The sequence below is a fragment of the Ligilactobacillus ruminis ATCC 27782 genome, assembly GCF_000224985.1.
Taxonomy (GTDB): domain Bacteria; phylum Bacillota; class Bacilli; order Lactobacillales; family Lactobacillaceae; genus Ligilactobacillus; species Ligilactobacillus ruminis.
Genome location: NC_015975.1, coordinates 909988 through 929142, shown reverse-complemented (window position 1 = coordinate 929142; position 19155 = coordinate 909988). Strand labels below are relative to the sequence as shown.

Here is a 19155-nt window from a genome sequence, read left to right as displayed (position 1 = left end):
TTAATGGACAAGACTGTTTTTATCAATCTTCTTACCCTTTAGCGAGATTTTCTTCTAAATTGACCAACATATTTTCAATTTTTTGAAATAACTTTCCTGGACATCCTCCCCCTCAAAATCTTCAAACACCAATTTAAAAATTGCCACCGCCCCCTTTCTGTGTTACCTTTGAGTAAGCAACACAAACGGAGGGAATCATGAAACGCAAACTGATCGCACTGGATTTGGACGGAACAACGCTTAACGGCAAAACGCAAATCACGCAAAAGACAAAAGAAATTTTGAACAAGGCTCAACAGGCGGGACACGTCGTTTCAATCGTCACCGGACGGCCCAACAGAATGGCCGTGGGCTATTATGACGAACTGAAGCTCAAAGGTCCGATGATCAACTTCAACGGAGCTTTGGGATACATCCCGCACAAGCAGTGGGAGCACGAGTATCAGACGACGTTTTCCAAAAGCATCGCCTTTGACATTTTAGAGGCAAAACACCGCCTCGGAATCAAGGTCGTTTCGGCGGAGGGCAAGACGATGGCGCTGTCAGACGTGCCGAACACGCTGATCGACGGTTTCTTTCCGGCGGCTTTGCGCAAGGATCAGGTGCTGAATCGAACGAATCTCAAGCACGATCCGGCCGCAATGACCATGCTTGTGGATCAAAACAGCAAGGCAGACATCGTCAAAAAGCTTGAAAAAGCGTTCGGCAGCAAAATCAACGTCGGCGTCTGGGGCGGACCGAACCCGATTCTCGAGCTGTCGCCAAAAGGCATCAGCAAGGCTCACGGCGTTGAGTTTTTGGCCAAAACCTACAAGATTGACCGCAAAGACATCATCGCCTTCGGAGACGAGCACAACGATGCCGAAATGATCGACTATGCCGGGCTTGGCGTCGTGATGAAGAACGGAACCGACAAGCTCAAGCGAATCGCAGACGACGTGACCGAATTCGACAACGATCATGACGGCGTCGCAAATTATCTGCAAAAAGCTTTAGGCCTGTAACATAATTTATTTTAAATGCTCCTTAACAGACGTTGCATTTGACAAAATCGCTGTCGTTTACGGACACGTCGATGAAAATTGAGATTTTGTCCGTAAACGGGCTGCTCGAAAAATAGCGATTACGGACAAAATGGTTAAAAATCGCTGTTTGTCCGTAAGATTTTGGAAGTTTCGACCCGAGTTTTACGGACAAACGCTCCAAAAAGCCAGCTTTGTCCGTAAATTTGAACGATATCTTGTTCAGATAAATTGAGCAGCACTGTATCTTATAAAATAAAAAATGTCGAACAAAGTCAGTCGCAAATCGACCATACTTGTTCGGCATTTCATTTGATTCAGGATGGTTCCCAGACTCTTTTTAGTCTTCCAAGCCTAGTTCGCACGCCATCATGTCGGCATACGTTTCTCTTCTGACAACGAGTCTTGACTTGCCGTCTTCGCAAAAAACGACGGCAGGCCGCGGATTGCGGTTGTAGTTTGAGGCCATCGTATAACCGTAGGCACCGGTCGACGGCATGGCCAGGATGTCTCCCGGCTTGGTGTTCGGCAAGGCGCAGTCATGGACCAAAACGTCGCCCGACTCGCAGTACTTGCCGACAACGGTGACCATCTGCTCGCGCAACGCGTTCGGCCGATCGGCAAGATATGCCTCGTAATGCGCATCGTAAAGCGCAGGGCGGATGTTGTCGCCCATTCCGCCGTCAACGGCCAAAAAGTGGCAGACGCCGTCGACGTCCTTTCGCGAACCGATCGTGTAAAGCGTCGTTGCGGCTTCACCGACCATGGCGCGACCGGGTTCGATGATGATTTCAGGCATCTTGAGCTCGTATTTTGCGACCAGTTCCTTGACGCGTTCCACGATTGCGGATACGAATTCTTCGGCCGGAAGCGGCTGATCGAAATCGTTGTAGCGAATGCCGAACCCGCCGCCAAGGTTCAAAACGTCTGCTTCGTAGCCGAAACGCTTCTTCCAGTCGGCCAAAACTTCGACCAGCTTTTCTGCCGCCATCAGGAAACCGTTGACGGCAAAAATCTGCGAGCCGATGTGGCAATGAATCCCCATCAGGTTCATCCGCGGATTCTTCATCAGCTGCTGCAGCGCCTCTTCTGCTTGACCTGAACGGATGTCAAACCCGAATTTGGAATTCGACTGCCCGGTCATGATGTACTGATGCGTTTCGGCTTCAATGCCTGGCGTGACGCGCAAAACGACGCCGATGTTTGCATGCTTGCGGCGCAAAATGTGATCGAGCAGTTTGATCTCGCGGAAGTTGTCGACGACGATTGTGCCGATTTTTTCATCGACTGCCATTTCAAGCTCGTCTTGAAGCTTGTTGTTTCCGTGAAATTCAATGCGTTCAGGCGGCATCCCACCCTTTAATGCCGCATAAAGCTCGCCGCCGGAAACGATGTCGCAGCCGAGCCCGTACTTGTTGATCAGCTGATACATCGCAAGCGCGGAAAAAGCCTTGCTGGCATACGAAACCATGTATTTGACGCCGGCATCCTCAAAAGCCTGTTTGAATCCGCGAATCTGCTTTTTAATTTTCCTGACGTCGTATGCGATCAGCGGAGTGCCGTACTTTTCGGCCAATTTGACAGCATCGACCCCACCTATCAACAAATGTCCCTGTTCGTTTACTTCAACTGAATCTGCCAACTGCACTCTTCCTTTCCCGACGCTGAATTTGTCATATATAACGAAAAAGCCGCGGATCTTCTCCCCGGCTTCACGTATTGCTTATTTTTCGTCGCTCTTGAGCACGCCGCCGACCGCATAGCGGTCCTTGCGCATCTCGCTCAAAATGACGTGCACGTGTTCTGCCGGAGCACCAGTATTCTTAGTTACGGCATCCGTAACGTCTGCAACAAGATTTTTGAGCTGCTCTTGCGTGCGACCTTCGATAAGTTCGATATGAATAAGTGGCATTTAAAACATTCCCTTCTGTTCACTGTCTATGTTAACATTATTGCATAGATAGAGATTAAAATGCAATTAGAATTTGGCCTTTTATGCGTTTTTTTCAAGTTTTGTCAAAGACAGATAAGCTATAATCTAATTGCAGAAGAGACTAAAAAAGGACGTGAACAAGCAATGCTGCAACATAATTTTGAATTTTCCGCCTGCACGAGCATCCTCGTCGGCAAAAAAGCCATGGCCGACGGTTCGACCGTCATCGGCCGCAACGAGGACTCAAAAAGCGCCTGGCCAAAACATATGGTCATTCATCCGCGCCAGACGTTTGCTGAGGATCAGGCCTTCGTTTCAAAGGACAACGGCTTTGCGATGCCGCTTGAAAAGACTCGGTTCAAATACAGTGCCACGCCGGAGTGGACGGACGAGTTCGGTCTGTTTGAAGAAGACGGCATCAACGAATACGGCGTCTGCATGAGCGCGACCGAAAGCGCCTATGCCAACGAGCGTGTTTTGGGCTTTGATCCGCTGGTTGAAAAAGGCATCGGCGAAGAAGCGATGGTTACCGTCGTCTTGCCGTACGTCAAGACTGCAAGAGAAGGCGTCAAACGGCTCGGAGCCATCGTTGAAAAATACGGAACCTGCGAATCAAACGGGATTCTTTTTTCGGACAAAGATGAGGTCTGGTACCTTGAAACGGGCTCCGGTCACCACTGGGTCGCACAACGCATCCCTGACGACTGCTATGCCGTCGTGGCCAACCAGCTTGCCATCCAGGAAATCGCCTTCGATGATCCGGACAACTTCATGTTTTCTGCTTCCATTCAGGAATTCGTTTCAAAAAATCATCTCAATCCGGATGAAACGTGCTTCAACTTCCGCAACATCTTCGGAACGCACACGCTTTCTGACGAAATTTACAGCACGCCGCGCGTTTGGGACGGCCAGCGAATTCTTTCTCCAAGCCAAAAACAAGATCCGATGAGCGAAGAATTGCCTTTCATTCGCAAACCCGATCGCAAGCTTTTCATGGACGACCTGGAATACGTCATGGGCGCTCACTTCCAAAACAGTCCGTACGATCCGCTCGGCAAAGGTCCTGACGATCTTAAGCACAAGTTTCGTCCGATCAGCCTGGCCAAGACGCAGGAATCTCACCTGCTGCAGATGCGCCCTGAATTTGCCCCGGAAATCGCCGGTCTTCACTGGCTTGCAATGGGCGTGACCTGTCAAAGCGTCTTCGTACCTGTCTACGCTGGCACGACCGACGTTTTGGACGCATACAAGCATGGCGAAAAGACCTACTCCAAAGACTCCGCCTACTGGGCATACAAGCTCCTGGGAATTTTAGTCGATCCGCACTATCCGCTCTTTGGAACGAAACTTCACGATCTTCAAAAAGAATGTGCAATCGAATTCAAGCAAAAGATTCTTGAAACAGATAAAAAAGCTAAAGAACTCAAAGACGAGGCGCGTTTTGAACTGCTGACGAAGGCTTCGCTCGAGATGCAGAGGCTTGCTTTGGACAAGGTCGAAAAGCTGACGGCCGAACTGATCACCGAATCAACGGATCTTTCGCCGCTCAACTTCAAAACCGATGCCAATCTGTAAGAGGTGAACGATATGGAAAACATCTGTCTTGATCCGACGGACGCAAGCGAGATGCACGAAAAAGACCATGTCTTCTTTACGCATCTGACGACCGAACTGATTCATCTGCTGCCCGTTTTGCCTGAAAAATGCACAGCGTTCACGACACAAGAGATTTACAAGCTGCTTCAAAAACTGAATCGGTACTGCGAGCTTGGACTTGATTTTCCAAAAAACCTGAAAATCTTGCCTTACGACTATCCGCTGAACCTTAAAAATCTTCGCGTCACTGCCAAAGCAAGCGACGACGGCTGGTTTGGCGCATGCGTCTTGCTTTTGGAAGACGAAAACGAAAAGATCGGCTATGCGAAACGCTTCGTTGCGCACGGCCTGCATAAAAAACGAATCAAAAAATGGAAACAGTTCTTCAGAGATCAAGCTTTGAGCTCATTGATCCTCGGCAAAGATCTGATTGAAAACAAGGACTCGCTCTTGCCTGATTTCAAAAAGATCGCAAAAGAACTCGAGAATCTTGAAGAAGGCGCTGAAGTTTCAACGAATTTTTCTCTTTATGATCCGGAATCTTTGGCCAAGCTGAACGATTTGTGTCAAAAAACAGGACACCGGCTGCTTTTGACTCCTCTTCAAACAAACATTGCCAAGTCCTTCTTTCCGTTTGACGATTTCGAAACGGGAACCGACAGCGACGTGCTGATCGCCGACTTGCGCCAGACATTTGACGTCGTGTGCGAAACGCAAAGCCCAAGCGAAATCGACGACCTGATCAAAATCATCGTTCCAAGAGAAGTCAGATATTGCTAAGCAAAGTGTTTCAATTGTGACAAGTTAGGTGTTATACTTGAAGCATGGAAAATTTAAATGACATCTATAACGAAATCAAGTCCGACCCGGAAAATGCAAAATATTCCGCAAAAAACATCGATCCGCTCTACTATGCGACAAAAAACGCTCGTATTTTGATTATTGGGCAGGCTCCCGGAAAAAAAGACCAAGATACGGGCATCGTCTGGAACGATCGCAGCGGAGATCGCTTGCGTAACTGGCTCGGAATTGACAGGAACGTTTTTTACGAATCAGGCAAAATCGCCGTTTTGCCGATGGACTTTTATTTCCCCGGAACTGGCAAGTCTGGTGATTTGCCGCCGCGCAAGGGCTTTGCCGCCAAATGGCATCCCCGTTTGCTCAGCGCCATGCCGGATATTCAACTGACTTTGCTCGTCGGAAGCTATGCGGTCAAGCATTATCTTCATTTGAAAAGCTCACAAAAATTGACGGACGTCGTAAAAGACTACAAGAGATTTTTGCCGAAGTATTTTCCGCTCGTCCATCCTTCGCCGAGAAATCAGATTTGGATGAAGAACAATCCGTGGTTTGAAGCAGAGGTTTTGCCGGATCTTCGCGAAAAAACGGCCGATATTTTGAAATAGCTCAATCGTTTCAGGTTGAGCTATTTTTGTAAGCTTGATTCTAAAAAAAAGAAAACCCGCCTTGGTTTTTGGACTGTATTTTTCAAAAAAGTTAAAGTAACCTCCTATCGTTGTCATTTGTGCAAATTACTGCTATACTTAAACCGAAACAATCAGAAGCGAGGCGATAAAATGGCTTTCCCCTATGAAAAACAGTTCCGGCATTATCTGACCAACAAACGCGTTTTGGCCGACAGCACCCAACAAGACATCTGCAGCGACGTCGAACGGCTTTTTACTCATCTCAGGCAGTTCAATCTGGTCTATCGCTTGAACCCGAGCCTTTCAAATATCGAAGAATCTGACGTGCGCGATTATCTCAACATGCTTCAGGTCAAGCGCGAAATCAAAAATTCGACCTACAACAAGACCTTGACGCATCTGAACGTTTATTTTACTTTCCTTTTCACTCATAAGCTGTCGACTTCTTTGCCGACGATCTCTTTAAAAGGATTGAAAAAGGAAACGGAACAAGTCGTTCCCTTGAACTGGGCCGACGGGCTGGAAGACTGCTTAAAAAATCAGCAGCTGACGTTGTACACCCGCATGGTTTTGCTTTGTCTTTCACATTTTTATACGATTTCGGAAATCATTCAGCCAGGATTTTACAAGGTCCTGGCTTCTGAAACGTTCAATTCCTTTGAGCAGACGTTCATTGACGAATTCAACCGGGGAACTTCCGAACTGAAGCGTCGTCAAAACTGCGAAGATCTTTTTTTAAAGCAAAGAATCAACCTGCTTGAACCATGCGTGACTTTGCCCGGGATTCACAAATACCTGAAAAAAGACCAGAAGCTGACGGATTTGCGCCTGATACCGCAAAAGCTTTATCAGGCAAACATTTTGAACTTCATTAAACAAAACCAACAGCTTGGCGATGCTGATCTGTGCAAAGCGATGCGTCTTGCGCCTGATTCGCTGAATTATTACCGCATGAAGCTTTCAATGCTTGAATCGACAAAAGAGGCTGGAAAAAAGTCCCGTTTTCCTCTTGAATTAAATTAAATGCCGTGCTGCTCAACCAATCTATCCAAAATCTCACTCAATTTTACGGACAGAAGGACAATTTTACTAAATGTGTCCGTAACCGGCAGAGCTTTTGCCAAATGCAGCGCCTGATAAATCAGCGCGACAAACTCTCAGTCAAATTTACCGCCAAACTATTTTTGGTTATTTCCATCATAGCAAGCATCATGCATGCAAAAAAACCGGATGATTTGCGATTGACTGCAAATCATCCGGTTTTTCATTTTGAGACATGGTTTCTTCCCAGCCTCTTTTTTAAAACTCCAATTCTTCTTTCAGCATTTCAAGTTCATAGTCTTCGCTGAAGGTTTCCAAGGCTTTTTTCGCACACGCCAAAGCGCGCTTGCGTTCGCCGGCATTGCGATAGAAGTAGGCTGCATCCTTTAAAAATTCAGGATTTTCACCTAATTCGCGCTCTGCTGCCACATAATACCGCAATGCTTCGTCATATTTGTCAAGCGAAGCGCAGGACTTGCCCAAATTCCAGCAAAGCTCAGGATCTGCCTCATCATTTTCAAGATATTTGTTGACGAGTTCGATATTTTCTTCGTGAAGCCCTGATTCGACAAGCAATCTGCTCAATTTGAGAACCACGTTCAAGTCTTCTGGATCGATCTCATTGGCATGCTTGAGGTACTCGAGTGCCTTTTTTGGTTCTCCGCATTTTGCGGAAAGCTCTGCCGCCTTTTCATAAAGCGCCATATTGAACTCATCGACTCCGAGTCCTTCCTGGGCCGTCCTCAAAGCCTGAGCCAAGTTGCCGTCATGCTCATAGATTGCGGTCAGGTACGGATAAAGCGTCGAATAATCCGGATTCGTGTCGCGCAGCTTTTCGAAATTCTTTTGAGCATTTTCAAAATCCTTTTGCTGAAACTGGATGAACGCCAACTGAAACCGCGTGTCCGAATCAAGTTCTTCTTCCGGAATCTGTTCCAGATATCCAATAGCCGTTTCGAGTTTGCCAAAGCCCGCATATGAAAGCCCGAGTCGGCTGACGAGGTTGACTTTTGAGAATTCCAACACGCCTGATTTGACCAAATCAAGGTAGCACTGGGCAGCTTTGCGGTATTCTTTGACGTTGAAATACAGTTCGGCAAGGCCAAACAAAATCACCGTTTCATCCGGGGCAAGCCTTCTTGCCTCAAGCAGTTTCTGTTCGCTGACGTCAAACATGCCCTGTGTCTGATACAAATCGGCCGAAACAAGCAACGCTTCCAGATATGAATCGGAATCAGGCGTAATCTGCGCTAAAAGCTCAAGCGCACGATCATCATTGCCGTCGCTGATTTCAATATCGGCCAGTGCCGTTTTGATGCCATCTTCATCCGGATAGCGTTCAAGCAATTTTTCATATGCTCGCTTGGATTGTTTGGAAAATCCGAGCGAATAAAGCTCTTCTGCAAGACTGTAGATCATCTGATCGTCATCTTTTCGCAAAGCCCAGCCAAATTCTTTTTTTGCTTCCTCAAGCTGTCCTTTTTCGAGCAGCTCAAGCATTTTTTCTGAATGAGTCATTTAAGTGATGCCTTTCCGTCCAAAAAACGGCCCAGACCTTCAGCCTCGCTGATGCCCGTGCCGTTTTTGAATCAGTCTTTGAATTGTTTCTTCAGTTTTTCAAAGAATCCTTCGCCAAACGACTTTTTGCCGGAGGCTTCCGCAAAAGCCTTCAAAGCAAGCCTTTGCTTTTCATTGAGATTCTTTGGCGTCACGATGTTGACCGTGACCTGCTCGTCACCGTTGCCGGATCCGCGCAATTTTGGCGCGCCCTTGCCTTTCAAGCGGAAAGTCGTGCCGGTTTGCGTTCCTGCCGGAATCTTGAGCTTGACGTTTCCGTGGACGGTTTTGACTTCGACTTCATCGCCCAAAGCCGCCTGAACGAAGCTGATGTCTTGATTAAAGTAGATTTCGGCACCGTCACGACGGAACTCTTTGCTTTGCTCAACGACAAAGACAATAAACAGGTCACCGTAAGGACCACCGTTAAAGCCGGCTTCGCCTTGTCCTTGCAAGCGCATCTGATTGCCGTTTTCAACGCCGGCCGGAACCTTGACTTGAACGGCATGCTTCTTTCTGACATGACCTGCGCCGTGGCAAATCGTGCATTTTTCTTTGATTTCTTTGCCGGTGCCATGACAAACGTCGCATTCCTGCTGAGTCATTACGCGGCCAAGCGGCGTTTGACGCTGAACCTGGATAAATCCGCGTCCGCCGCAGTGAGAACAGGTAACGGGACTTGTCCCAGCCTTGGCACCGCTGCCGTTGCACGTTGAACACGTTTCTTCTCTTGAATACTGAATTTCAGTCGTTTTGCCGAAGATGGCCTCTTCAAACGTCAAGCGCATCTCGTATTGAAGATCGCGTCCCTGACGCGGAACATTTTGCTTGCGAGAGGCGCCTCCGCCTCCGAAAAATGAATCAAAGATGTCGCTGAATCCGCCAAATCCGCCGAATCCGCCAAAATCGCCACTGCCAAAGCCTTGGCCTCCAAACCCTTGACCAAATCCGCCTTGCGCACCTGCTGCGCCGAATTGATCGTATTGAGCTTTCTTTTTAGGATCGCCCAAAATATCAAAAGCTTCATTGACTTCCTTGAATTTTTCTTCAGCCCCTGGCTCATGATTCAGATCAGGATGGTATTTCTTTGATAATTTGCGGTATGCTTTTTTGATTTCATCAGCAGATGCGTCTTTTGAAACGCCTAAAACATCATATGGATCTCTTTGTTCTGCCATATTGATACCCCTTCAAAAATTTTCTCATGCTTATGAATCTAGCTTAACATAGGTTCAATGAATAAAAAAGAGCCGGAATGAATCCAGCTCTTTTTTGACTCTTAGTTCTTATCGTCTGGATCGACTTCTTTGAAATCGCCGTCAACGGTATTGCCGTCGTTTCCTGCAGAACCATTGTCCGCATTCTGCGTTCCGGCTGCGCCTTGAGCACCTGCTTGCTGTGCCTGTTGTGCCTGTTCATACAATTTGACGGAAATATCTTGGATAGCCTTCGTAAGGTCGTCTTTTTTAGTCTTCATTTCTTCAAGGTTGTTTGCTTCCTGTGCTTTCTTCAAAGCATCGCGAGCATCTTCAACCTTCTTGATTTCAGCAGCATCGACCTTGTCCTTGACTTCTCCCAAAGTCTTGTCCGTTTGGAAGAGAAGCTGATCGACTTCGTTTCTGAGATCGACTTCTTCCTTGCGTTTCTTGTCGGCTTCTTCGTTTTCCTTAGCTTCCTTGACCATGCGATCGATTTCTTCGTCTGAAAGGCCGGACGAACTCTTGATTGTAATCTTTTGTTCCTTGTTCGTGCCAAGATCCTTGGCAGAAACGTTAACGATCCCGTTCTTATCGATATCGAACGTGACTTGAATTTGAGGAACGCCACGAGGTGCGGCAGGAATGTCCGTTAATTGGAAACGACCGAGCGTCTTGTTGTCGGCAGCCATCGGACGTTCGCCTTGAAGGACGTGGATGTCTACGGCAGGCTGATTGTCGGCAGCCGTTGAGAAGACTTGAGACTTGGACGTTGGAATCGTCGTATTGCGATCGATCAGCTTGGTGAAGACGCCGCCCATCGTTTCAATCCCAAGGGAAAGAGGCGTAACGTCGAGCAAAACGACGTCCTTGACGTCACCCGTGATGACGCCGCCTTGGATGGCAGCACCCAAAGCAACCGCTTCATCAGGGTTGACTGATTCGTTAGGAACGTGACCCGTTTCAGCTTTAACGGCTTCCTTAACTGCAGGAATGCGCGTTGAACCGCCGACCAGGATGACTTCATCAATATCGGCATTCGTCAAGCCGGCATCTGCCAAAGCATTGCGAACGGGAATCTTCGTGCGTTCAACGAGGTCTTGCGTCAATTCGTTGAATTTGGCACGCGTCAGCGTTGTTTCCAAGTGAAGCGGGCCTTCTGCGCCGGCCGTGATGAACGGAAGGGAAATCTGTGCCGAAGTTACGCCGGAAAGGTCTTTCTTAGCTTTTTCAGCAGCATCCTTCAAACGTTGCATTGCCATCTTGTCAGCTGAAAGATCGATGCCGTGTTCGCTCTTGAAGCCTTCAACCAGCCAGTCGATGATCTTGTTGTCAAAATCGTCACCGCCAAGATGCGTATCGCCGTTTGTCGAAAGAACTTGGAAAACGCCGTCGCCAAGTTCAAGGATGGAAACGTCAAACGTACCGCCGCCAAGGTCGAAGACGAGAATCTTTTCGTCTTTGTCCTGCTTGTCAAGACCGTAAGCCAAAGCTGCAGCCGTTGGTTCGTTGACGATGCGTTCAACTTTGAGTCCGGCAATCTTGCCGGCATCTTTTGTTGCCTGACGCTGCGAATCGTTGAAGTATGCAGGCACCGTGATAACGGCTTGCGTAACTTCTTCGCCAAGATACTTTTCAGCATAGTCCTTGATGTATTGAAGAATCATTGCCGAAATTTCCTGAGGAGTGTAATCCTTGCCTTCAACGTTTACCTTGTAGCCTTCTTCGCCCATGTGACGCTTGATTGATGAAATCGTGTTCGGGTTCGTGATTGCTTGACGCTTGGCAACTTCACCGACTTGCGTTTCGCCGTTTTTGAATGATACGACGGAAGGAGTCGTACGATTGCCTTCCGGATTTGTGATAATCTTAGATTCTTTGCCTTCGAGGACTGCAACTGCAGAGTTAGTCGTCCCCAAATCGATACCAATGATTTTTGCCATTAGATATTCTTCCTTTTCTTAATTGATTTCCTTAATTATTGTGCAACGACGACCATTGCCGGACGCAAAACGCGATCCTTCAGCATGTAGCCGTCTTGATAGACTTCAACGATCGTTTCGGCTTTTTGACCTTCTTCGACGGGCACCGCTTTAACGGCCTGGTGAAGCGTCGGATCAAAAGTTTGTCCCAATGCTTCAATCTTTGTGACGTCGTTGTCTTTCAAAGCCTTTTCCATGTCTCGCTGAACCATCTCGATTCCTCGCTTAAGCTGTTCGGAACCGCTCTCCTTGACGTCGATCTGCAAAGCGCGATTCAAGTTGTCGACGACCGGCAAAATCTCTCGAATGAGGTCTTGTCCTTCATATTTGAGCAGCTGCTGCTGTTCTTTTTTGAAGCGTTTGGTCATGTTCTGCATCTCGGCTTCGGCACGCAGATACTTGTCTTCCAGCTCATCATATTTCTTTTGGAGATCTGAAAGCTTCTTTTCCGTTTCCTCGTCCGTTTCCTCGCTTGATTGTTTTTTTTCGGGCTCTTTTTTTGCAGTGTCTTGATCGACGTTCTTTTCAGCCGTCACTTTTTCCTTTTCAGAAACCTCAGGCTTTTTTTCTTGATCTTTTTCAGCCACGTAAACACCCCTTTTCTTTCAAAATTCAGTTCAGATGCTGGTAATAATCAAAGATGCGCTGCGTAAGCTCATCTCTGAATGCATCGAGCAGGCCGATGACTTTTGAGTACGGCATGTTCGTCGGACCAAGAATCGCAATGATTCCCTGACCGTTATTACCGTCATCATACGCTGCAGAAACAAGGCTGTAATGGGACAAAAGCGCATCCGAAAGCTCGGATCCCAATTTGACGGAAACGTCACCGTCCCTGTTTTCAAGCAGCATTCCAAGGTTCGCCGACTGATCGATCAGCGAATACAAAGCTTTGATCTGCTCCGGGTCTTCCCAGTGCGCAAAGCTCAAAAGATTCGTCTTGCCGCTTACGTATACCTGCTTTTTGACCGCTTTGTCAAGGATGCTGCCAAACGCATCCATGAATCCGTCAGGCTTATGCAAATACTTCGTAATGAGGGGCAAGCATTCATGCAACTTGGCAACCACCTGATTCAGTGACAAGCCGACAACCTTGTCATTAATGACGCGAATGACCGATTCGAGCTCGTCGCCATGAATTCCTGCCGGAAGATTGTACATCTGACTTTCAACCGTGCCGTCACTGGTAACAAGAATCACCATGACTTGCCGATCGCCAATCGGAACCATCCTGAACCCTTCCAACCGAATGTCGGCTGATTCAGGTTTTAACGAAATAGCCGTGTATTTCGTCAGATCAGACAAAATCCGTGCCGAAGTGGCGACAATCTCATCAACCTTTTGAAATTCATTCCCAAACGATTGTCGAATGTTTTGAACCGCGCCCCTGTCTATCTTGGCAGGTTTCATGATATGGTCGACGTAATAGCGATACCCTCGTTCCAAAGGAATTCTCCCGGAACTTGAATGCTCCTTTGCGATCAAGCCCAGTTTTTCAAGCGCAGCCATCTCATTTCGAATCGTTGCCGAACTTGCATGAATAGGCAATTGCTGTTCCAGACGTTTCGATCCGATTGGCTGTCCCTCATTCGTATAGTCGCGAATGATTGCCTCAAGAATCAAAAGCTGTCGTTCAGTTAACATACAATCACCTCTTTTTAGCACTTAACACATCTAAGTGCTAAGTCAATTATTAATATACACAAGGTTGGCAATCTTGTCAAGCGGATAACACCATAAAAACGTGATTTCAGCGGCTTTTTCGTCCTGTTTTTAGCACTGTTCATGCTAGAGTGCTAAGAATGACGCGGCTTTTGGCACCTTGCATTTTTTCTGCTAAAAATTATTAAAAAATTACTAAGAAATCTCGGCAATCGCTTCTGCCAATCTTTCAAAGCCTTCGATCATTTTTTCTTCGCTGACCTGCGCGATTGAAATCCGCAAATGATCGTCAGGTTTGGAGTAAACGTAATATGCGTCTCCGTTTGAAATGATCAGTCCCCGCTTGCGCGATTCTTCGACGACTTTTTTGGCTGAAAGTCCGTTTTTCAGTCTGATCCAAAAACAAAAACCTCCTGACGGAAGACACCAATCAAACGAAGCTCTGAATTTTTCATCAAGAATGCGACAGGAAGCGGCAAATTGATGCTGATAAGACTCTTGAAGCTTTGTTTTATGCTCGTTCCATAAATTGCTGCGCAGATAATAGTCAAAAATTCGCTGAATCAAACCTGAAGTTTGAATGTCGGTCATTCGCTTGACGCTTTTCAGGCTGTCGGCAAGCTTGCTCGGCATAATCAGATATCCGAGTCTCATCCCGGACACGAACATTTGCGACAAGCTTCTGATGTAGATTACGCGATCGTCGCGGTCATAGGCTTTAAGCGGAGCCGATTCGACCTCATCGTACAAAATTCCGCTGCAATAATCGTCTTCAATGACGTAAAAATCATAAAAATGCGCCAGTCCCAAAATCTTGCGCTTGGTCTTTTGCGACATTGAAAGCCCCGTCGGATTCTGCACGATTGGCATCAAATACACCAGCTTTGGCCGAAAAACTTCCAGTTTTCTTTCGAATTCATCAACGCGAAGGCCATTTTCGTCAATCGGAATTCCGATGATTTTGGCACCGCTCGCCCGAAGCGATTCGAGCGCCCCGGGATAGGTCGGATCTTCCGCAAACACGCAGTCGCCAGGTTCAATCATTGCTCGCGCGCAAATATCGATCCCTTGCTGAGCGCCAGAAATCACCTGCACGTTTTGGGGCGAAGTCATTATCTTGCGTTTGGAAAGCTCAAGCGCAAGCGATTCTCTTAGCGAATAGCACCCAAGATTGTCTTCAACCGTAAAGGCTCTGCCGCCCGAAGCGTCAAGCACGCGATTGACGGCGCGTTTGAAGCTTTTGGCGGAAAATCTGTCCGGATCGAGCGCAACGCTTGACATGTCGATCATTCCTTCTGAAAATGCAGTGCTTTGATACGCGAATGCGGTTTGTTCGTCAGATTCTTCGCTTTCATAAAGCGGTACTTCAGCCACAAAGCTGCCGCTGCCCCACTTGCTGATCAAAAAGCCGTTCTTTTCAAGCTCCTTGTATGCTCTGACAACTGTTCCCGGATTGATCTGAAGCTTTTCTGCCATCCATCTGATCGGGGGCATCTTGAAATTGGTGCTCAGTTTTCCCTGCTCGATCATTTGTTTGATATGGCGATAAAGCTGAACATACAGCGGAATCATGCTCTCACTATCCAACTGTATCGATACAATCTCTTGTTTTATGTCTTGTTCCATTGTCACGCACCTCGCTTTTGATTATAATGTCATTGACTCTTGGAAATTCTTCAAAATTGTTACGTTACAATTTTATCAAGGGACTTATCTGCATTCAAGGAGGAATTTTATATGTCAGATCGCTACACTTTAAACAAGAACTTGGCTCAAATGTTAAAGGGCGGAGTCATCATGGACGTGACGAACGTCGAACAGGCCAAAATCGCAGAAGACGCTGGAGCGGTCGCCGTCATGGCCTTGGAACGCGTTCCGGCGGACATCCGCAAAGAAGGCGGTGTTGCACGCATGTCGGATCCGAAAATGATTCGCGAAATCAAAGAAGCAGTTTCGATTCCGGTCATGGCAAAGGCAAGAATCGGTCACTTCGTCGAAGCGCAGATTTTGCAGGCAATCGGAATCGACTACATAGACGAATCAGAAGTTTTGACGCCGGCAGATTACGAAAATCATATCGACAAGTCCTCGTTTGACATTCCGTTCGTTTGCGGTGCCAGAAACCTTGGCGAGGCGCTCAGACGCATCGGCGAAGGAGCCAGCATGATCAGAACCAAGGGCGAAGCAGGCACGGGCGACGTTTCGCAAGCCGTTCGCCACATGCGGACGATGCAGCAGGATATTCGACGCGTTCAAGCAGCGTCGCAGCCTGAATTGATGCATCTCGCCAAAGAATACGCTGCGCCGTTCGATCTGATTCAGTACGTTCACGACAACGGCAAGCTTCCGGTCGTCAACTTTGCCGCCGGCGGCGTTGCAACGCCGGCCGATGCTGCCTTGATGCTCCAACTTGGTTCGGATGGCGTCTTCGTCGGCTCAGGCATCTTCAAATCCGGCAATCCGAAGAAACGTGCCAAGGCAATCGTCGAAGCTGCCACGTTCTACGATGATCCGGAAAAACTCGCTGTCATTTCTGAAGATCTCGGCGAAGCCATGGTCGGCATCAACTGCGATGCTTTGTCTGAAGAAGAACACCTCGACAAGCGCGGATGGTAAGCAAATGAAAAAAATCGGAATCTTAGGCATGCAGGGCGCAATCGAAGAACATCGAGAAAAGCTTAAAAAACTCGCAGGAATCGAGCCCGTCATCGTCAAAACCAAAGAAAAGATCGCAGAAGTCGATGGCCTGATTCTTCCAGGCGGTGAATCGACTGCGATGGGACGTCTGCTCAACTACTTTAATCTGACCGAACCTTTGAAACAGTCGATTGAAGCAGGTCTGCCCGTTTGGGGGACTTGTGCAGGAATGATTTTGCTCGCCAAAAACATTGAAGATCAAGACGAACGCTATCTGTCAACGATGGACATCACCGTCAAACGCAACGCTTACGGATCTCAGCTTGACAGTTTTTCATGCGAAAAAGAAATTCCTGAAATTTCAAAAGATCCGCTTCCGCTCGTTTTTATCCGTGCTCCTTACATCACAGAACTCGGACAAAAAGCACAAGCCGTGGCTACGGTCGATGGCAACATCGTCTGTGCAAAACAGGACAACATGCTGGTTTCGTCTTTTCATCCGGAACTGACCGACGATGCAAGCTTTCATGAATATTTTGCAGAAAAATTCATTTGAAACAAACGGCAGCTTTGAAAAAAGTCCCGTGATGATCTTAAAACAAAGTCCGGATGAGTTTCAGTTGCTTGAAACTCATCCGGACTTTTATTTTTTTATCCTCTTAATGCTTTCACGAAAGCGATTCAAGCGTCCGTTCGGCTTCGTCTTCAATTTCTTTGATTGATTTTATTGCAGGCATCGGAACGACATGTCTTGAGATGAACTTCTCCATCCAAATCATGTCATACCACGTGTCAAATTTATAACCGCACTTTTTGAACCTTCCAACGAGTCGATAATCATGCTTTTTGTGAAAATCAACGCTTCCGTGCGTAAGATGCTCATCTTCTTGATCCGCATACGTGATGCAGGCATTGACGTTGGTGATGCCTTGAAGTTTCAGCATCGCTTCAAGCGCGGCATACAACAGCGTGCCCGTCCCATGACCGCGATCGTCTTTTGCAACGTAGATGGACGTTTCAACTGCCCAGTCATAGGCAGCCCTGGATTTAAACGTGCCGGCATAAGCATAGCCGATGATTTTGCCGTCACTCTCCGCAACGATGTAAGGATACCTCTCCTTGGTATTTTTGATTCTTTTTGAAAATTCGGCTACCGTGGGAACATCATATTCAAACGTGATAGCAGTTTGCTCAACGTACGGAGCATAAATTTGAAGCAGCTCGTTTGCATCATCGATTTCTGCAAATCTTAAAGTTGTTTTCGCCATATCAATCATCCTTTTTGATTTATGCGTCAATTTTATCCAAAAAAAGCGCTCCTGACAATATCAGAAACGCTTTATCTCAAAAATTATTTAGCCAGGCTTTCTTCTTTGAGCAAAATCTGAAGCGAGTTGAGCAATTCGTCAAGCTTGACTTCAAGCGTTTCACCCGTGCGACGCAGCTTGATTTCGACGATGCCTTCAGCAGCCTTTTTGCCGACCGTGATTCTGGCAGGAATTCCAATCAGATCGGAATCGGCAAATTTAACGCCCGGACGTTCCCTGCGATCATCGACGAGGACTTTATACCCTGCATTTTCAAGCAATTCCGTCACCTTTTCGGAAAGTTCGACCTGTTCTTCCTTCTTGATGTTGACCGGAATCACGTGCACGTCAAACGGTGCGATTGAACGCGGCCAAACGATGCCGTTTTCATCAGAATGCTGTTCAACGATTGCAGAAAGCAAACGGGAAACGCCGATGCCGTAGCAGCCCATGATGATTGGAAGCTGACGTCCGTTTTCGTCAAGCACGACGGCATCCAAATCCTTGGAATAGCGCGTGCCGAGCTTGAAGATATGTCCGATTTCGATTCCGCGCGTAAACTTGAGATGGCCTTTTCCGTCAGGCGAAATTTCCCCTTCTTGAACCGTTCTGAGATCTGCAAAATGAGTTACGCTGAAATCGCGACCAAGGTTGGCATTGAGGTAGTGGAAACCGTCCTCGTTTGCGCCGACGCTGGCATTTGCCATGTTTTCAACGTCAAGATCAGCCAAAATTTCGATTTCTTCGGAAACTCCGACGGGGCCGAGCGAACCGAAGCCTGCACCGAGGTATTTTCTTGCCTCATCTTCTTCGGCAGGACGCAAGAAGTCGCATGAAAGATAATTTTTAAGCTTGACTTCATTGACTTCGTCATTTCCGTGCATCAAAACAACGACCGGCTTTTCATCAGCAATGAAAAGCAGCGTCTTGATTTCACGATCGGCTGAAGAACCCAAGAATTCAGCAACCTCATCAATTGTTTTGGCTCCGGGAGTTGCCACCTTCTGCAGTTCTCCCAACGTTTCATGCGACTTTGGCATCGTTCGCTTGTTTTGAGCCATTTCCAAGTTGGCAGCATAGTCGCTTTCATCAGAATAAACAACCGTATCTTCACCAATCGGAGCAATCGCCATGAACTCCTTGGAATTGTTGCCGCCCATTGCTCCGGCATCACCGATAATCGAGCGGAAGTTCAACCCGACGCGATTGAAAACGTTCGTGTAAGCAGAGTCCATATCGCGGAACGTCTTATCAAGACTTTCTTCTTCAGCATGGAACGAATATGCATCTTTCATGATAAATTCACGACCGCGAAGCAACCCGAAGCGCGGACGATTCTCGTCTCGATACTTCGTTTGAATCTGATAAAGCGTAATCGGCAGCTTTTTGTATGTCTTGATGGCATCGCGCACGATCGTCGTAAATGTTTCCTCGTGCGTCGGTCCCAAAATGAAGTCACGTTCATGACGATCTTGGAATTTGAAAAGATTCGGGCCATATGTTTCATAACGACCGGTTTGTTTCCAAAGTTCTGCAGGAAGAGCAGCCGGAACCAGCATTTCAGCCGCATCGATATTCTCCATTTCTTCTCTGATAATTGTTTCAATATTGCGCAAAACGCGATATGCCAACGGAAGATATGCATACATCCCCGCCGTAATTTGCTTGATGTACCCACCGCGAAGCATCAATTGGTGGCTGATTGCTTCAGCATCGCTTGGCACTTCCTTTAAAGTAGGAATCAACAATTTTGACTGTTTCATAGAAAGCAGATACCCCTCTCAAATTTTTACTT

The 19155-nt window shown here is 47.3% G+C and carries 17 protein-coding genes; 7 read left to right on the top strand and 10 right to left on the bottom strand.

Going from position 1 to position 19155, the window contains the following annotated elements; genetic code table 11:
- The first annotated feature begins 197 nt into the window (after positions 1 to 197).
- Entirely contained in the window at positions 198 to 1004 is an 807-nt protein-coding gene (locus LRC_RS04720; RefSeq protein WP_014073373.1) for a Cof-type HAD-IIB family hydrolase, read from the top strand.
- Between the two features lie 358 nt (positions 1005 to 1362).
- Here the strand turns inward: LRC_RS04720 and lysA are convergent, their stop codons facing one another.
- Positions 1363 to 2670, bottom strand: a complete 1308-nt coding sequence (gene lysA, locus LRC_RS04710) for a diaminopimelate decarboxylase (RefSeq protein WP_014073371.1) — start codon at positions 2668 to 2670, stop codon at positions 1363 to 1365.
- Between the two features lie 75 nt (positions 2671 to 2745).
- Positions 2746 to 2934 (bottom strand): 2-hydroxymuconate tautomerase, encoded by a 189-nt coding sequence (locus tag LRC_RS04705; RefSeq protein WP_014073370.1) that lies wholly within the window; start codon positions 2932 to 2934, stop codon positions 2746 to 2748.
- Positions 2935 to 3099: 165 nt separating this feature from the next.
- Here LRC_RS04705 and LRC_RS04700 point away from each other — a divergent pair, with 165 nt between their 5' ends.
- The 4 genes from LRC_RS04700 (at position 3100) to LRC_RS04685 (ending at position 7001) form a co-directional block, all read left to right on the top strand.
- Positions 3100 to 4530, top strand: a complete 1431-nt coding sequence (locus LRC_RS04700) for a C69 family dipeptidase (RefSeq protein WP_041819959.1) — start codon at positions 3100 to 3102, stop codon at positions 4528 to 4530.
- A 12-nt stretch (positions 4531 to 4542) separates the two neighbouring features.
- Positions 4543 to 5331: an MBL fold metallo-hydrolase gene (locus tag LRC_RS04695; RefSeq protein ID WP_014073368.1), complete on the top strand. Its 789-nt coding sequence runs from the start codon at positions 4543 to 4545 to the stop codon at positions 5329 to 5331.
- 44 nt (positions 5332 to 5375) lie between these two features.
- Positions 5376 to 5957 carry a uracil-DNA glycosylase family protein gene (locus LRC_RS04690; protein WP_014073367.1) on the top strand — a complete coding sequence of 194 codons (582 nt, stop codon included), beginning with the start codon at positions 5376 to 5378 and terminating at the stop codon, positions 5955 to 5957.
- A 171-nt stretch (positions 5958 to 6128) separates the two neighbouring features.
- Positions 6129 to 7001, top strand: coding sequence for a site-specific integrase (locus LRC_RS04685; protein ID WP_014073366.1), 873 nt, complete (start codon positions 6129 to 6131; stop codon positions 6999 to 7001).
- A gap of 276 nt (positions 7002 to 7277) precedes the next feature.
- Here LRC_RS04685 and LRC_RS04680 read toward each other — a convergent pair whose 3' ends face one another.
- The 6 genes from LRC_RS04680 to pdxR all read right to left on the bottom strand — a co-directional run bounded on the left by LRC_RS04680 (position 7278) and on the right by pdxR (position 15042).
- Positions 7278 to 8537, bottom strand: coding sequence for a tetratricopeptide repeat protein (locus LRC_RS04680; RefSeq protein WP_014073365.1), 1260 nt, complete (start codon positions 8535 to 8537; stop codon positions 7278 to 7280).
- A gap of 71 nt (positions 8538 to 8608) precedes the next feature.
- Positions 8609 to 9754: a molecular chaperone DnaJ gene (gene dnaJ, locus LRC_RS04675; protein ID WP_014073364.1), complete on the bottom strand. Its 1146-nt coding sequence runs from the start codon at positions 9752 to 9754 to the stop codon at positions 8609 to 8611.
- Between the two features lie 101 nt (positions 9755 to 9855).
- Positions 9856 to 11715, bottom strand: a complete 1860-nt coding sequence (gene dnaK, locus LRC_RS04670; RefSeq protein WP_014073363.1) for a molecular chaperone DnaK — start codon at positions 11713 to 11715, stop codon at positions 9856 to 9858.
- 35 nt (positions 11716 to 11750) lie between these two features.
- Positions 11751 to 12341, bottom strand: coding sequence for a nucleotide exchange factor GrpE (gene grpE, locus LRC_RS04665; protein WP_014073362.1), 591 nt, complete (start codon positions 12339 to 12341; stop codon positions 11751 to 11753).
- A 25-nt stretch (positions 12342 to 12366) separates the two neighbouring features.
- Positions 12367 to 13398, bottom strand: coding sequence for a heat-inducible transcriptional repressor HrcA (gene hrcA, locus LRC_RS04660; RefSeq protein WP_014073361.1), 1032 nt, complete (start codon positions 13396 to 13398; stop codon positions 12367 to 12369).
- A gap of 213 nt (positions 13399 to 13611) precedes the next feature.
- Complete coding sequence (gene pdxR, locus LRC_RS04655; RefSeq protein ID WP_014073360.1) at positions 13612 to 15042, bottom strand: MocR-like pyridoxine biosynthesis transcription factor PdxR; 1431 nt, start codon at positions 15040 to 15042, stop codon at positions 13612 to 13614.
- A 111-nt stretch (positions 15043 to 15153) separates the two neighbouring features.
- On the opposite strand from pdxR, the gene pdxS reads away from it, so the two are divergent.
- Together pdxS and pdxT are read left to right on the top strand one after the other, a co-directional pair.
- Positions 15154 to 16032, top strand: a complete 879-nt coding sequence (gene pdxS, locus LRC_RS04650) for a pyridoxal 5'-phosphate synthase lyase subunit PdxS (RefSeq protein WP_014073359.1) — start codon at positions 15154 to 15156, stop codon at positions 16030 to 16032.
- Between the two features lie 4 nt (positions 16033 to 16036).
- Positions 16037 to 16609 carry a pyridoxal 5'-phosphate synthase glutaminase subunit PdxT gene (pdxT, locus tag LRC_RS04645; protein WP_014073358.1) on the top strand — a complete coding sequence of 191 codons (573 nt, stop codon included), beginning with the start codon at positions 16037 to 16039 and terminating at the stop codon, positions 16607 to 16609.
- Between the two features lie 112 nt (positions 16610 to 16721).
- Here pdxT and LRC_RS04640 read toward each other — a convergent pair whose 3' ends face one another.
- Positions 16722 to 17330 carry a GNAT family N-acetyltransferase gene (locus tag LRC_RS04640; RefSeq protein WP_014073357.1) on the bottom strand — a complete coding sequence of 203 codons (609 nt, stop codon included), beginning with the start codon at positions 17328 to 17330 and terminating at the stop codon, positions 16722 to 16724.
- A 74-nt stretch (positions 17331 to 17404) separates the two neighbouring features.
- Positions 17405 to 19123 carry a proline--tRNA ligase gene (locus LRC_RS04635; protein ID WP_014073356.1) on the bottom strand — a complete coding sequence of 573 codons (1719 nt, stop codon included), beginning with the start codon at positions 19121 to 19123 and terminating at the stop codon, positions 17405 to 17407.
- Between the last annotated feature and the right edge of the window lie 32 nt (positions 19124 to 19155).